Genomic DNA, 14,601 nt, shown 5'->3' with positions numbered 1-14,601 from the left:
CGGGGTTTCCCCCAGAGACGGCATTGTTCTCCAGGAGGTGATCAAAAAGGCTCGCCAGAGCTGCCAGTTTGCGTCGAATGGTGGCCCCGGCCAGTCCCCGGGTTTCCAGCTGGGCGCGCCAGGCCAGGACGTGCCCGGGGGTCACTGCGCGGAATTCCTCGGCGCCGGTGCGGCCGACAAAGCTGCAGAAGTCTGCCAGGTCATTCTGGTATTCGGTTTCCCGACGCCTGACGTGAGGTCGAAGTCCCCGAACAGCTTAAATTCATAGGGCGGGACCAAAGGCCTCATCCACCTTGGCCAAGTCGGTGTAGCGCAGGCTGCCCGCGTAGTAATGCAATTTGATCCAGGCCATCAGGTAGTCGTAACGGGCCCGGGCCAGATCGCGACGGGTGTTGTGCAACTGCTGCTCGGCGTTGAGGGCGTCGAGGTTGACCCGCTCGCCGCCGAGGATGCTCTGCTGGGTCGACACCACCAGCGCTTCGGCGGAGGCCAGGGCCTTTTGATAGGCGCGCAGCTTGCTGACCCCCGACAGGCAGGCACTGAACTGGCGCCGCAGCTCGATCAGGGTTTCGCGGGTCTTGCCCTCCAATTCGTACTCGGCCTGCTCCATGGAACGGGCGGCCTGGCGGGTGGACGCCGAGACGCCGCCACCGACATACAGCGGCACGCTGACTTCAATGCCGATGGTGTTGGTGTCGTAGCGCTGGTTGTAGGTGTTGCCGCTGTCGGACTCCTGCTGGCGCGAGTTGGCATACGCAGTGATCCGCGGCAAGTGCCCGGCGCGGTTGCGCTCCACCTCATAACGCGCCACTTCCACCGCCTGGCGCTGGGAGGCTAGGGTCGGGTTGTTGGTGATTGCCAGCTCATGCCAACTGTCGTAGTTGGCCGGTGTCAGGGTGAAGGCGGCAAAGTCCTGGTTCAACGGTGCCAGGTCGGCGATATCGACGCTGTGTACGCCGAGCAATGACCCCAATTCGCGCAGCGACGCATCCTGCTCATCCAGGGCCTGGATCTCTTCGGCAGTGGCCAGCTCATACCGCGACTCCGCCTCCAGGATGTCGGTGCGCGTGCCCTCGCCTTGCTGGAACAGGTGCTGGTTCTGCTGGAACTGCTGCTCGAACGCCTTCTTCTTGGCCCGGGCAATCTCGATCTGGTCCTGGGCGAACAGGGCCTGGGTGTAATAGGTCAGTACCCGCACCAACAGCGCCTGGCTCTTGTCGCGGAAACTCTCATCGGCAAACAGCGCCTGGGCCACGCCCTTGCGGTAGTTGGCATAGGCTTCGTAGTCGAACAGCGGCTGTTGCAGGGTGAAGGTCGAGCCGAAGCTGTTGTAGTTGCGGTCGTCGTGATAGTGACCACCACGGCCATCGGGCAGGTTGGCCTGGGAGTTGTTGCGGCCCTTGTTGTAGTTGTAGGACAGCCGGGGCAACAGGCCGGCGCGGCCAATGGTGCGGTTTTCCAGGCCGGCGTCACGCTCCTTGATCGCGCCGAGGAATACCGGATCATTACGCAGGGCCTGCTCATACACATCAAACGGTCCCATGGCGGCCTGGGCGCTGCTGCACGCGAGCAGCAAGGCGATGAACACTGGTTTCATGCTCATTCCTCGGTCAACGCCGAGCCGGCACGATCGAGCAGCGGCTTGAACAAATAATTGAGCAACGAACGCTCGCCGGTACGCACAAACATCTCGGCGGGCATGCCGGGCTTGATCACCAGGCCGTGGAGTTTTTCCAGGGCGTCGTCGCTGACCGTGGTGCGCAGCACGTAATACGGCGCCCCGGTCTTTTCGTCGAGCATCTGGTCGGCAGAGATCAAGCTCACTTCCCCCGGCACCCGTGGCGTACGGCTCTGGTTGAAAGCGGTGAACAGAATGTCCACCGGCAGATGAGTGCCGACCTTGTCCACCAGGTGCACAGGCAGGCGCCCCTCCACCTCCAGGCGCGTGCCCTGGGGCACGATTTCCAGCAGGGTTTCCCCGGCCCGCACCACGGCACCTTCGGTGTGTACGCCAAGGTTGACGGCAATGCCATCGGCTGGGGCGTTGATTTCACTGTGTTGCAGGTCGAAACCGGCCGATGTCAGTTGTTGCTCCAGGGTCAGGCTGCGCAGTTGCGCGTCGGCCAACTGGCTGCGGACTTCCTTTTGATACTCCTCGCTGTGCTGTTGCAACTTGAGGCGTGATTCGAGAATGCCTTGCTCGATACGCCCACTTTCACCGGTGTTCTGCGCCAGGTCCTGCTGCACCTGGAACAGTTGGCGCTGGTATTCCAGCAAGCGGTTGCGCGGGATATAGCCGTTGTCTGCCAAAGGTTGCAGGTTGCTCAGTTGGTCACGCAGCGATTGCGCCTGGGCGTTCAAGTCCGTGCGCGCACGGCGCATACCATTGAGCTGGGCGCTGGCTCCTTCGATACTGGCGCGGATCCCGGCCTGTTCGCGGGCAAAGGCCTCACGCCGGCTGCTGAACAACTGGCGCTGGCCCTCCAGCACCAAGGCCAGCGCAGGATCGGGGCTAGCGCTCAGTTCGGCGGGAAACATCACCGAAGGCAAGCTGTCGCGCTCGCTCTGCCAGCGGGCAACACTGGCCCAGGCCATGCGGTACTGGGCTTGCAGGGAATGCACGTCGGCCTGGCTTTGGGTCTGGTCGAGGCGAAACAACGGCTGGCCTTGCTTGACCACCTCGCCTTCGCGCACCAGGATCCGGCTGACCACGCCAGGGCTCAGGGTTTGCACGGCCTTGCGTTTGCCGGACACCACCACCGTACCCTGCACCGGGATACCCTGGTCCAGGGGCGCCAGGCTGGCCCAGAGGAAGAATCCCCCGGCACCAACCACCGTCATCAGCCAGCCCAGGCGGGAGAAAAAACGCGCATCGCGCTCGGGAAAGGTCTGTTCGTTTGGCAGGCTGTTATCGGTGCTCATTGGCCTGGATTCCTTGCCGCAGGGTATTGGCGGTTGAGGCTGACGCCGGCCTTTTCACGGGGTTGTTCCGGTTGCCCGGACAGCGCTCGCAGCACCTCTTGGCTGGGGCCGAACGCTTGCAGGCGGCCCTCGTTGAGCACTAGCAGTTTGTCGGCCTGGGCCAGCGCCGAAGAGCGGTGGGTCACCAGGATCACGCTGCTGCCCTGGGCTTTCATCTGCATGATGGCGCTGGCCAAAGCGGCCTCGCCCACGGTATCGAGGTTGGAGTTGGGTTCGTCGAGCACGATCAGGCGCGGCCCGCCATACAGTGCGCGGGCCAGGGCCACGCGTTGTTTCTGCCCGCCGGACAGGCCGCTGCCGTCGTCGCCCAACACCGTGTCATAGCCCTGGGGCAAGCGCAGGATCAAGTCATGCACACCGGCTTGCTGGGCAGCCTGCACCACCTGCTCGGGGTCAGCCTGGCGAAAGCGTGCGATGTTATCAGCGATGCTGCCGCTGAACAGTTCAATGTCTTGGGGCAAGTAACCGACGTGCGGACCGAGGTCGTCGCGGTCCCAGCGATGAATGTCGGCACCGTCCAGGCGCACCGTACCAGCCAGGGTCGGCCATACGCCCACCAGCACCCTCGCCAGGGTCGACTTGCCAGAGCCGGAGGCGCCCAGCACGCCCAGTACTTCGCCGGCCTCCAGGTTGAAACTGACCTGATGCAAGGTCACCACCCGACGCCCCGGAGGCCCGGCGCTGACCTGCTCGAAACTCACCTGCCCCTTGGGCGCCGGCAATGCCATGGCCTGCGCCCCAGGCGGGAACTCCTGCAACAGCTCATCGAGGCGTTGATAGGCCAGCTTGGCCGAACTCCATTGCTTCCACACGGCGATCAACTGATCAATCGGGCTCAGCACCCGCCCCATCAGAATGGTGCCGGCAATCATCATCCCGGCCGTCATCTGACCCTTGATCACCAACAAGGCGCCCAAGCCCAGCACGAGGGATTGCAGGAGCAGACGCAGGGATTTGCTCAAGGAACTGATCACCGAACCGGTGTCGCTTGCCCGGTTTTGCAGGCCGAGGAATTGCGAATGCACATGGAACCAGCGACTGCGCAGCGCCCCCAGCATGCCCATGGCCTGGATGGTCTCGGCATTGTGCAAATGACTGGTGGCCAGTTGGGTGGACTGCTGGGAATAACCGCTGGCTTCGCGTAATGGTTTTTTGGTCAGGTATTCGTTAAGGCACGCCAGGCCGATCAACAGCACCGCACCCGCCGTGGCCAGCACTCCCAGCCACACGTTGAACAGGAAGATCACCAGCAAGTAGATCGGGAACCACGGCGCATCGAAGAACGCAAACAACGCCGGCCCCGTGAGGAACTGGCGGATATGGGTCAAATCCCCGAGCGATTGCCCGGCGTGCCCCTCACCCCGTTGCAGGTTGCGTTCGAAGGCGGCCTTGTACACCTGCAGGTTGAACCGCCGCTCCAACTGGCTGCCGATACGGATCACGATAAAGCTGCGGACGATTTCCAGGGTGCCGATAAAAGCAAAGAAGCCCACCACCATCAGGGTCAGCATGACCAGGGTGGTTTCGTTCTGTGATGACAGCACCCGGTCATACACTTGCAGCATGTATATGGAAGGCACCAGCATCAGCAGATTGATCAGCGCGGTAAAACAGCCGACGCTGATCAGGATGTTTTTGTAAGTACCTAGTACTCGGAAGAGCGCTCCTGCTTTTGTCGTATACATTATTGCGACCCTCTGACATTTTTAAAACGATTAAGCAGGTGCTAGATTCAATCACTCTCCTTGGCCGACGTGCTAAATGGCAGGGTGCGAGCCGCAAAGAAAGTATCCGATACTCTGTTAAAATACACATCAACTACGCTTCGCAGGGGGCTCACCCCGTATCATACTTGGCTCAATCTAGAGTTAGAAACACCTTACCAACTGAGGCTATGCCAAGCAAAAACCTGCTCGCCGTATAAGGCGAGCAGGAAATAAGCGTTTAGTGCTAAAAATCAAGAAAGTTCAGCGCTCGGCTGGCCAACAGTTGGGATCTCGTTAACTAGATAAGTAGTCATAAGGCCTTTATGATCGGACATTGCCGAAGTCGGGTTAGAACTGAGATCGTAACTATTGCTGGACGCTTGCGTAATCAATCCATCCTTAACGAAGTATTGATTACTACCAACGACTGTGGCCTTGATGGAGGTTAAATCGATTTTATTGCCATCTTGACTATAAGTCATGTCTATTCGGTCCCGGTCGTCCACTGTGGGCGCCCAAGATTTATTACCTGTCTCGTAAGCTGGCCCACCCCAAGTATGCCCAGGGTCTTTCACGGGATCGGGATGCACCTCACGAAAGCTATCGGTGTAACCCTTATCTATCAATGCCTTGCTGGTATCCCACTCATACACCACACCATTGCGGTCATTTGCATTTTTATTCGAAGCTATCCAATCCAGATGTGAGGGTTCGTTGAAGTCTCCAGAAACAATATGCGCTAAATCTTTGTAAGGGCCATTCGCGTGAGCATTCAAAACATTGTTTATAGCTTCTGTTCGCCCGGATGCGAGATTGACCGCCTTGATAACAGATGTATCCGTCGTTATTTGATTGGGTGTTGGGCCATCACCTGATATCCCTCTTGGCAAATAGGCCGCGTACTTAAGATCGTTGGTATGGATGGTGTCGAGGTGAATATCGCGGGAAGAAATTGCTCCGTCTTTGTCATAGTCAATAACTAAGCTGCTCCCCCCTGCTGCGCCATTCGGCTTTTCGTCCATAATTTTATATTTTGAAATAGTGCCGGTACCACCATGAAGAGTATAACTATATACATCATCGCCCAGCTTGGAGTTCATATAGTTCGTAATATCTTTGAGTCTTCCATGGTCTCCTATAATAAGACCTTCTAATGGCACGCCCTGAAACTCGCGAACGCCGACAGCAGAAAGTACCGTATTAGATACATGCTCGAGCGCTGACCCAATCGGTCTTATCGCCCCAATAGTCTCAAAAACCGGGACAGCCAAGGATGCGCCTAACTTCACTACTCCACCTGCCACATCCCCTGCAACTCCAACAGCAGTATCTAATACTGACTTCGTAGCTCCAATAACTAGTGATTTTGCGGTGGAGATAATTGGAATATCTGGGATTAGGTTTATAATGCTGCCAAACAGAGAACCAAAAAAATCTGTCGGCACCGAAACTACTTGTTTAACTGTAGTACTGACGAGTGTCTCGGCACGCTCAGGTACGGTTCTTAATAATCCTGACGACAGCATGCTGTCGTTAAACTCAGGAAGTACATTGATATCAGCATTTTTTTCAAGTAGCTCATTCCCAATCAGCTCTATTTGCTTCTCATAGGGCAGCTGTATCTTCCTACCGCCAACAAAACTATTGAGGTTGTAAACTGATAGTTCTTTGCTAATCATACTCGACTCCGTAAGGGAAGATCATCTGAATATTTCATATCAGCACCTTATGCCTCGATGTCGGTAGCTTCAGCTAGGCAGGAAGACTTTTAGACTAAAAAATCTCATACCTTCGATAGAAGATAACTTCGGCTTAAGGTCGTTAGAGGCTAGTTTCGATATAGGTTTTTCGTATGTAGGAAATTTCCCACGTGAACGGTCCCCATGATTTGCCATTCACTTGATGCTTAGGTTACCGGCTGCATGCGCCGCCTGGTCAGTCATCGGGGATGACCGATGACCGATGCATGATGCGCTGTACAAGAAGGCGACCGAGGCCCTGGAGCAATGGCAGAGCCCGCCCGAGGGGTAGCCCCCCGACTACCAATAACAAACCGAAAGGAACCCAATTCCAATTTATGTTGCCTGAACCATCGCAAGAGCAGGCGCCTGTCTCGACCTTGGCGCAATCCTTAGAGCTGCTGAGCCAGGCGATTGCACCCAAGTGGGCAAGGATGGATCCTGATTTTGTGGTCGAATTTGTGCGCGAGCAAAGCGGCTTCGATGCGGATCTGATTGAAAGCATGCTTCAGTTCGCCATTGAGGCCGCCCGCCTCAAGTTTGCCGCGCCCAGCGCCGAAGGGTAGCCCGCCGCACTTCGAATCGTAGCCCGCTACCGCCTGGAAGACGGCCTAGAAGCCTGGTGTCAGCGCTGGGAACTGCTGGGCCACACCGTGCGCTGTCAGCATTGCCACGCCATGCAGCTGGCCAGCAAATACCCACAATCGTTCAGCCACGGCGAAGGCTGCGCCAATACCGGCGATTTTGCCCAGCACCCTTGGCGCGACCTTGCCCAGTTGCTCGATCCACTGCCCGAGATGACGTCGTGAGTGCATCTGATCGCTTGGACGCTATCGACCTGCCGCCTTTGATTCGCCGTGCTGTCGATCAGTACCGGGCGCGCATCGAGCGTGCCCAGGACCTAGCACAACTCGCCCTGGCCCAAGAGCGCGCCGGGGGCTTTGTCGAAGGCGTGGACGCAGCGCGTGCGTTGATCCCGGCCACTGTCGAAACACTGTCGATCAGCCTGGACGATGCTGTAACGGCGCGTCATGAGATACTGGAGGCATGAATGCTTCCGTTGTAATGGGGGGGTATCGGTAAAGTGCTTACTGACTCACCCCCAAACAGCCTTAATGGGCAGTAAGCACTTTACCGATACCCCTCTGAGCCCCCCCTGTTCAATACTTCACTTTATACGTCGGGGAATCCTCCGGCCGCTGGCCACGTCGGTCATACAGCCGAGTCGTACTGATATTGGCGTGGCCCAGCCATACCTGAACCTTGGCGATATCGGCGTCATGCTCCAGGGCATTGTCGCGGCCGTGGCCCGCAATCCATGCACACCCAGCCCGTCTACATGAATACACGCCGCCTTGGCCCATTGCGCAACTACCTTATAGATGCCGTCAGCGCAAATGCCGGCGCCGGTGGTACAGCCGCGGATCGAGCGGAACAGCGGGCCATCATACGGCTGTGTCGTTTGATATTCCCGATCCCAGCCGAGTCAGCGGCGAATGGACGCAATAAGGTGTTTCAAATTTGCGCTTGATAATGAATATCATTTACGCATAATTATATGCGTAAATGCATAAAATTCATTGCGCCGAGCACTGTGTGTATATACAGTTATTTTTGTGCTCAGACCTCACCTACTGAAGCATCATTTCTTTGGAGGTAGCCAGAGCGCAAAACCAATCATATTGATGTGATGCCGTTTTTCATTGACCGCCACAGGCAGCATCTGATGCGCTGAAACCACTATGGAGATTAAACATGTCAAACGCAGGAAGATACTTAGGTCCAAATATCCGAACCGGTGCGAACTCGTATAGACTCGCCCCTATACACATTAATGTTCCTCGTCTTGAACGTCTAACTCACGTCGGGCGCGTCAGCGAAGGCATCAATGATGAGTACCGACGTGGCACAAGTTTAGGTTCGGGAAAGCTCAGTCCAATTACGCCCTTTATCTGGGAAGATTTTGTTGGAGAACATAGGCATAAAAAATCATTAATTGATGCGGCTTACGCACCCATTTTCAAAGGATTGCAGGAAAGAACCATAAACGAAATTGAAAAACATAAAGAATTTGCAAAGACAGGGCAAGCTCTCAGCGCTCTTAATGCCGCGCAAAAGGATTTGGAAACTACGGTAAAGTCGCTTGAGGAAAAAGAAATTGAGTTTGAGTCGAAAGCTACTGAGGCTTACTCGCTGTACGGGCTGTACCCACTCTACTTGATGGTTGATTTACCGTTTCGCAAAATCTACGACGGCGTTCACAAAGGAGCAGACGGTTTCTTCCAATCTCTTATCGAAATCGACGTAGCGTATAAAGCGGCGCTAGAGCAAAAGCGAATTTCCCTTGAAAGGAATATTTTGGCGAACCAGCTCCCAGAGCTTGCGCAAAAAATTAACCAACAAGAGAACGCCTCACCGAATGATCCTGGGCGCGTCGCATCATGGGCATCGAATAAGTTATCTGTCCTCAATATAGAAAAAAACGTACGTCTCGGGTTATTGGCATATTTTCATCAAGAGGCGATTGTTAAAGCGGCAGGCAATCTGGACAGCTTAACACGCGCTCAAGCGCTCGAACGATATGTGGTGGCTATAGATCACACCATTTCGACCGAAAAGTAGGCAATTGGGCCATATCAGCAAGTAAACAATAATATCAAATCACCGTTGAGTAAACCTGAACTGGAAGCCTTATATGCGTTGATTGAGTTGCAGAAAAATAAATCAACGGGACCGCGTTGGTTGGACTGTCATACTTCGCTTCTTCATTCAGAATCAGTACGTCAATTAACAGAGACGTCGAATGCGTTTAAAGGCATGGTTGCCCGTGCTAAAGAAGCAGAAGCGAAGCAAGCGGCGGACCAGCAAAAACAAGATTATTTGGACGGTTTAAGCTTTGTGGCTGACGCCAACGAGAAGGCACTTCAAAAGTATGGTGCAAACCTGAGCGGTATTGCCAAAGCTCTTCAATCTAATGTCAGCGGTAAAAATATCCGCAGCTACACTCAAGCCATGGTAACCTTCGAAAAAGTCACGTTGAACCAAAAAACATGGTTGTCCCATCCAGATCGTCAGGCAGTCGTGAATGCGCTTAATGCGTTTGGTAAAGAAACCTTTGCGGACAATGTTACGCGATTAGGGAAAGCGTTTGGAGTTGTAGGTAAAATTGTGCAGGCGGAAAAAATCTATAACCACACTGTGCATGGCTTTTTAACTGGAGACTTTAAGCCTCTTATGTTGGAGCTTGAGGCTATGGCACTTGGTATTGGTGTAGGTGCTGTATTGGCTGTCGTCACAGCGTTTTTCTTTCCAGTGTTTGTTACTACAACTATGGGTGCAGTCGTGGTATCTGTTATGATGGCTAGTGCTGCTGCGTATATCGATGCGGAAAAGGTGGATCAAATCAACAACCTCCTATAGCGTGAATACCAAAAACAAGCCAGGCAAACCTGGCTTGATTTAAACCCTCATAAATACACCAAAAGAGTATTGACTCTATGAGCGTAAAAACTAAGCAAATCATACCAATGCCGTACTTTTTTATAGCTCTCACATTAATTCCAGTGTATTTGATTGTATTGTTACTGCCAGCACAGGCGGATACTTCTACTTATATAGAATTAAATAATTTCTTAGATACTTATTTGCTCGGGCAGGTTGGCTTTTGGTCGTCAAATTTCCCTTTGAGCTCAAAAGTTGTGACTAATTACATTGGTATTTTTGGACCTTTTTTCGCTTTTGTTTTTTTTATAAAAGTTTACAAAGGTTTGGTGATGGATCCTGATCAATACAAAAATCATACTTTTTTTAAATATTTCTTTTCTGCATTAGTTATGATTGGCTTAGTTTTGTTTTTGATATATATCAACTATATCGGTTCGGTGGATTTAGGGTCGCATACCAGAAAGTGGCGTTTTTTTGGTTCAAATGTCTTTACGTATGCTTTGTTTTCATCAGGCATGCTTTTGAGTTTATATGGAATGACCTTGTTCTGCTACTCGGGTTTTTTTTATCTTCCACGTATTTTAGTGAAGCGGTGGAGAAATAATAAAGATTAATACTTTATCGATAACTTAACTATTTCAAAGCTTATGGGTTTTTTTAGTCTGATCGGACTTGGTTTGGCTGTGTTACGTGACCGATAAAGCTTGAAAAAATGGTCTGCCTGAGATTACCGGACTGTCTAAGCGACCCCAGTCCTGATGGTGTCCTCTTATATCTGCGGTCCAGGGGGATACCTGGTCGCCGGAGGCAGACTTTCCAGCAGCTCAGTATTTCACCTTGTACGTCGGCGAGTCCTCCGGCCGTTGGCCACGTCGGTCATAAAGGCGCGTCGTGCTGATATTGGCGTGCCCCAGCCATACCTGAACCTTGGCGATATCGGCGTCATGCTCCAGGGCATTGGTTGCGGCCGTGGCCCGCAAGCCATGCACGCCCAGCCCGTCGACGTGAATACCTGCCGCCTTGGCCCATTGCGCAACCACCTTATAGATCCCGTCAGCGCAAATGCCGGCGCCGGTGGTGCGACCGCGGATCGAGCGGAACAGCGGACCGTTGCCCGGTTCGCGTTTACTGTCGCGCTCCAGGTATTCATGGATCTTCTCAGCCGCGACCGGGTGCAAGGGTAAATAGCGGGTTTTACCGCCCTTCCCTCTCACCTGCAGATGCTTGATCCCGCGCCGGTCCTGCAGGTCGCCCGTCATCAGCTGGGCGGCTTCTTCGCGACGTAGGCCGTGGTACAGCAGCACGGCCAAAATCGCGCGGTCACGCACACCCTTCAGCGTCCAGCCATCCGGCGCCTGCAGCAGCAATTTAGCCTGGTCATCACCGAGTGCCGGCGTCTTGCCTTCGTTGGTTTCCACCCTCGGCCGTTTGACCCCGTGCACGGGGTTTCCCCCAGAGACGGCATTGTTCTCCAGGAGGTGATCAAAAAGGCTGGCCAGCGCCGCCAGTTTGCGTCGAATGGTGGCCCCGGCCAGGCTCCGGGTTTCCAGCTGGGCGCGCCAGGCCAGGACGTGCCCGCGGGTCACTGCGCGGAATTCCTCGGCGACGGTGAGCCCGACAAAGCTGCAGAAGTCCGCCAGGTCGATTTGGTACGCGCGTCGGGTGCGCGGGTTGTCGATATTGGCGAACCATTCCGCCGCTGCCGGCACGCTGGACAGCTGCTGGAATTCGGCTACGGATAGACGGCGTTCTCCATCTATGTGGGGGATCAGTCCTTGAGGCATGGGCCGTACTCCGCTTCCATTTTGGCTTTAATGGCCGGCCATTCCGGCGAGGCTTTCAGTTCCCGAATCAAACGCTCGTGTTCCGGCTCCGGCACCAGGTGCTGCCAGCGTTTTTTCGCTTCAGCCAATTCGCCGCAACGCAGTTGATCCTCAATGGAGGCGCCGGCAGCCGCAAACCGCTTACGTGTTCTTTCCCAGTAAGGGTCCATATGTCCGTACTGATGTATGGGCACAATAGGGATTTGGTAGGTCGTCCACAGGTTCCACAACGCGGATAGCCCTATCCCCTTCCGTCTGTGCGCACCCTCTATTTCAATCATGTAGATATACAGGCGATCGCCCAATGGATTCACGCCGTAATGCACGTAACCGACGCGCTGGCCGCAAGCGTGGATGCCTGCGTCGTAGTCGGTACCTGGATGAACAAAACTGCCGGGGTAGATCCGAGAGTTTTCTGTTACCAGGTGAACGGTCGCTGAAAGCTCATTCAGATTTTTGGCGGCGCGCCGATGAAAAAAATCGCGCATCGGCTCGAAAATCGACATACGGCCACCCCTGCTGAAAAGTCGTGATAACGTATTTTATCACGACTTATTGAGTTTGCGGACTGGACACCTATATCAGTCATACCGTGATTAATAACTGGATTATGTCCACACGATGACTGCTAGATAAAAAATAGTTTTTTGGCCACGCACAGCACCGCCCTCCCCTCGTGTCCTTCACCTTGCGGTTCATGACTCGTGGAAAATGGCGAGCGTGTTTGATTTTGGCGAAGTGATTTTGATAAGTCCCCTTCCCGGGCGTGGAGCTGATGAAGTGCCTACACATCACCGCGGAAGGTTTACACTAACAATCGTGATTACGTATGCAGTAGACAGTGACGAACCAGTGCCTTTTCGACGCTTTGTTTATCCCGCAGCACCAGTGCAACGACAATCGCCTGGTCCGCCTCCACGATCTCGTAGAACACCCGGTATCCATCGGTGTTGAGTTCACGGTAATGCAGGATGCCCAGCTCGCTGGCTTGAGAGCTGATTGGGTAGCCCAACGGGGTGGATAAAAGCTTTTTCTGAAGGACGTCGATCACAGTGTCTAGCCGATGGAGGGCGTAGTCGAGGCTGTGATACTCGGCCAGATGCTCGACCTGGTCTTCGATGCTCTGTTGTGCAATTTCGGTGTAGCGGATTGTCAGTGTTGTCATTTAGATCTCCATTTTATTTGTGGGCAAACCTCCTGCTCATGCGGGCTTTCAGCTCATCAGTCGAACAATGCTTGCCTTGGGCATACTGGCGAGAGCTCATGGCCAGTAATTTCACCAGGGCTACCGTTTCATCGCGGCGCTTATGCTCGGCATAAGACTCCACAACGTATGCTGGTACACCGTTTTGCGTGACGACCATTGGCTCATCTAGAGGCAGGTCGGATGCGTATTTTTTTAAAAAGCTAACTGTTTCAACTCGCATGAGTGAAACCTCCTACTTGTGACGCCGCACCATCTGCGGCGCCTCTCAACTTGGATATACCCTGGGCCAAGACGCTGCTCAGAATTCCTAACGCTTAGTATGCAGAGCGACAAATGCCCTGCCGAACCCATTATACACCAAATTAAGTCTATAAAAAGACCGATTAGCGACATTGTCGTATATGAAGGTGTCAAGTCTTAATTATCTCCTTTTTTCCGTCGCCAGCTCTCGCATCAAGGCTGCCAATGCACGTTTGAGCGTTTCGCCTAATGGCTGATCGATCACGTCAGCTACGCGGTACAGCTCATCCTTGGTTTCCTGTTCACCTTTAATGTTGATCTGAACGTTGCGTCCAGTTTTGAAACGGCGCCTCGACCGCGCCACAGGAACAGGTAAAGGGTCAGCCTGGCGCCCAACAAACCCAAGCTCATTCGCCATCTGCTCAACTTCTGCGTTGCTTTGCTTGGTCTTTTGCTCGGTGAAGGCTTTAGGCTCAAAACTTTTCAAGCTATCGAGTGGATCTACGCGGCTCATGATGCGCTCCCTTCCTGGGAATCGGTGGTGATTCTAGCGATCAGCTCCCGTGCGAAGGCCTCAGCGTTCTCTATAGCCTTGCCGACATTAGACACTTCCTCTTGGGGCAGCAGTTCAAGCGGTAGACGGTATGAAAACGTGAAGGAACCTGCCCCCGATAGACTGAGGGGCCTGCAACCAACCCGGAGCCCTATATGTATCGTGCCTTGGCACGACGTACCGAGTGATCGAGCGGGAGTTGGGTGAGGTATGCGGAATCTGGTCGGTGTCGTGGCTATAATCTGAATTGAGGCGACTCATTCCCGCGTTACGCGACGCAAACTGATCAAGGATTGACCTATGAAGATGCAGTCGTTGGTGCTTGCCGTTCTTCTTTCATTAAATGCGGCTGCGGCAGTGGCTCAATCGGACATACCGCCACCGCCACCTCCCCCAGAGTTGGACAGTCTTCCACCACCGCCTCCACCTGAGCTTGCGCCGGCCGACTCAAACATATTCGACAACGTGAGCCGTGGGTACGATCACTTTGAGCCAATCCAAGAGTCCCATGACTTTGGACCGGAGCTCGACAACGACAGAGGTGAGGTTGAGATACTTACTTTGGACCAAATTCCGCAGGACATGATTGATGCTGCTGAGAATCCTACTGGAGTACCCGACCGCGATGAGTAACTGTTAAGGGAAAACGCCATGGAATCCAACGCACGCCGGATCAACGCTGTAATGCCGCTGGTGAACCTCGACGGGCGCACCTACACCGGGTGCGTAGATAAGGATTTGTGGTCTTTGGTGAACCCTCCTAGCTTGTTCTACCGGGACCGTGGCGGGTACGAGTCAAGGCGCGTTATGCGCCCAGGTCCGAAGCTGGAAAAGGTTAAAGCCATGCTGATCGAGGCCGCTAAAGCCACTGACCAGCGCGACATGCGCAGTTAGAAGGGAAAGTCGC

At 54.2% G+C, this 14,601-nt stretch carries 17 protein-coding genes and 2 pseudogenes; 7 read left to right on the top strand and 12 right to left on the bottom strand.

Annotation, left to right across the window (positions count from 1 at the left end; genetic code table 11):
• From E4O97_RS13485 to E4O97_RS13465, 5 genes and pseudogenes are all read right to left on the bottom strand, one after another.
• Window positions 1-211 (bottom strand): annotated as a pseudogene (locus tag E4O97_RS13485) (site-specific integrase); the annotation flags it as partial.
• Between the two features lie 51 nt (window positions 212-262).
• Window positions 263-1,597, bottom strand: coding sequence for a TolC family outer membrane protein (locus E4O97_RS13480; protein WP_216091857.1), 1,335 nt, complete (start codon window positions 1,595-1,597; stop codon window positions 263-265).
• A gap of 2 nt (window positions 1,598-1,599) precedes the next feature.
• Window positions 1,600-2,922, bottom strand: a complete 1,323-nt coding sequence (locus tag E4O97_RS13475) for an HlyD family type I secretion periplasmic adaptor subunit (RefSeq protein ID WP_248161506.1) — start codon at window positions 2,920-2,922, stop codon at window positions 1,600-1,602.
• Entirely contained in the window at window positions 2,919-4,667 is a 1,749-nt protein-coding gene (locus E4O97_RS13470) for a type I secretion system permease/ATPase (protein WP_248132346.1), read from the bottom strand. The genes E4O97_RS13475 and E4O97_RS13470 overlap by 4 nt, the downstream gene beginning before the upstream one ends.
• Before the next feature lie 272 nt (window positions 4,668-4,939).
• A complete protein-coding gene (locus tag E4O97_RS13465; protein ID WP_248161504.1) occupies window positions 4,940-6,367 on the bottom strand; it encodes a hypothetical protein in 1,428 nt (475 codons plus the stop codon).
• A gap of 398 nt (window positions 6,368-6,765) precedes the next feature.
• On the opposite strand from E4O97_RS13465, the gene E4O97_RS13460 reads away from it, so the two are divergent.
• On the top strand, window positions 6,766-6,993 hold the full coding sequence (locus tag E4O97_RS13460; RefSeq protein ID WP_216091860.1) for a hypothetical protein: 228 nt from the start codon (window positions 6,766-6,768) through the stop codon (window positions 6,991-6,993).
• 45 nt (window positions 6,994-7,038) lie between these two features.
• On the opposite strand, the gene E4O97_RS13455 is transcribed toward E4O97_RS13460, so the two are convergent.
• A complete protein-coding gene (locus E4O97_RS13455) occupies window positions 7,039-7,242 on the bottom strand; it encodes a hypothetical protein (protein WP_216091861.1) in 204 nt (67 codons plus the stop codon).
• Between E4O97_RS13455 and E4O97_RS13450 the strand changes: the two genes are divergently transcribed.
• Entirely contained in the window at window positions 7,233-7,478 is a 246-nt protein-coding gene (locus tag E4O97_RS13450) for a hypothetical protein (protein ID WP_216091862.1), read from the top strand. The two genes, E4O97_RS13455 and E4O97_RS13450, sit on opposite strands and share 10 nt — an antisense overlap.
• A 109-nt stretch (window positions 7,479-7,587) precedes the next feature.
• Here the strand turns inward: E4O97_RS13450 and E4O97_RS13445 are convergent.
• Window positions 7,588-7,871, bottom strand: a pseudogene (locus E4O97_RS13445) (tyrosine-type recombinase/integrase); the annotation flags it as partial.
• A 311-nt stretch (window positions 7,872-8,182) separates the two neighbouring features.
• On the opposite strand from E4O97_RS13445, the gene E4O97_RS13440 reads away from it, so the two are divergent.
• The 3 genes from E4O97_RS13440 to E4O97_RS13430 all read left to right on the top strand — a co-directional run bounded on the left by E4O97_RS13440 (window position 8,183) and on the right by E4O97_RS13430 (window position 10,485).
• Window positions 8,183-9,049, top strand: coding sequence for a hypothetical protein (locus E4O97_RS13440; protein ID WP_248161502.1), 867 nt, complete (start codon window positions 8,183-8,185; stop codon window positions 9,047-9,049).
• Window positions 9,050-9,094: 45 nt separating this feature from the next.
• Window positions 9,095-9,847 (top strand): colicin-like pore-forming protein, encoded by a 753-nt coding sequence (locus E4O97_RS13435; RefSeq protein WP_248161500.1) that lies wholly within the window; start codon window positions 9,095-9,097, stop codon window positions 9,845-9,847.
• 77 nt (window positions 9,848-9,924) lie between these two features.
• Window positions 9,925-10,485: a hypothetical protein gene (locus E4O97_RS13430; protein ID WP_248161498.1), complete on the top strand. Its 561-nt coding sequence runs from the start codon at window positions 9,925-9,927 to the stop codon at window positions 10,483-10,485.
• Window positions 10,486-10,695: 210 nt separating this feature from the next.
• Here the strand turns inward: E4O97_RS13430 and E4O97_RS13425 are convergent, their stop codons facing one another.
• The 5 genes from E4O97_RS13425 to E4O97_RS13405 form a co-directional block, all read right to left on the bottom strand.
• Complete coding sequence (locus E4O97_RS13425) at window positions 10,696-11,655, bottom strand: tyrosine-type recombinase/integrase (RefSeq protein WP_216091865.1); 960 nt, start codon at window positions 11,653-11,655, stop codon at window positions 10,696-10,698.
• Window positions 11,640-12,200 (bottom strand): N-acetyltransferase, encoded by a 561-nt coding sequence (locus E4O97_RS13420; protein ID WP_248130019.1) that lies wholly within the window; start codon window positions 12,198-12,200, stop codon window positions 11,640-11,642. The genes E4O97_RS13425 and E4O97_RS13420 overlap by 16 nt, the downstream gene beginning before the upstream one ends.
• Before the next feature lie 317 nt (window positions 12,201-12,517).
• Window positions 12,518-12,859: a type II toxin-antitoxin system RelE/ParE family toxin gene (locus E4O97_RS13415; RefSeq protein WP_216091866.1), complete on the bottom strand. Its 342-nt coding sequence runs from the start codon at window positions 12,857-12,859 to the stop codon at window positions 12,518-12,520.
• 13 nt (window positions 12,860-12,872) lie between these two features.
• Window positions 12,873-13,121 carry a type II toxin-antitoxin system Phd/YefM family antitoxin gene (locus E4O97_RS13410; protein ID WP_216091867.1) on the bottom strand — a complete coding sequence of 83 codons (249 nt, stop codon included), beginning with the start codon at window positions 13,119-13,121 and terminating at the stop codon, window positions 12,873-12,875.
• A gap of 201 nt (window positions 13,122-13,322) precedes the next feature.
• The gene (locus tag E4O97_RS13405; RefSeq protein WP_248161496.1) at window positions 13,323-13,655 is read right to left on the bottom strand and encodes a stability/partitioning determinant; all 333 of its coding nucleotides are present in this window, start codon (window positions 13,653-13,655) and stop codon (window positions 13,323-13,325) included.
• Between the two features lie 339 nt (window positions 13,656-13,994).
• Between E4O97_RS13405 and E4O97_RS13400 the strand changes: the two genes are divergently transcribed.
• Both E4O97_RS13400 and E4O97_RS13395 read left to right on the top strand, forming a co-directional pair.
• A complete protein-coding gene (locus tag E4O97_RS13400; RefSeq protein WP_216091869.1) occupies window positions 13,995-14,327 on the top strand; it encodes a hypothetical protein in 333 nt (110 codons plus the stop codon).
• 18 nt (window positions 14,328-14,345) lie between these two features.
• On the top strand, window positions 14,346-14,588 hold the full coding sequence (locus E4O97_RS13395) for a hypothetical protein (protein WP_216091870.1): 243 nt from the start codon (window positions 14,346-14,348) through the stop codon (window positions 14,586-14,588).
• Window positions 14,589-14,601: the final 13 nt, after the last annotated feature.

This window comes from Pseudomonas sp. W15Feb34, from assembly GCF_023127765.1.
Taxonomy (GTDB): Bacteria; Pseudomonadota; Gammaproteobacteria; order Pseudomonadales; family Pseudomonadaceae; genus Aquipseudomonas; species Aquipseudomonas synxantha_A.
The sequence above is the reverse complement of the archived record's forward strand: the minus strand, read 5'-3'. Positions and strand labels throughout refer to the sequence as shown.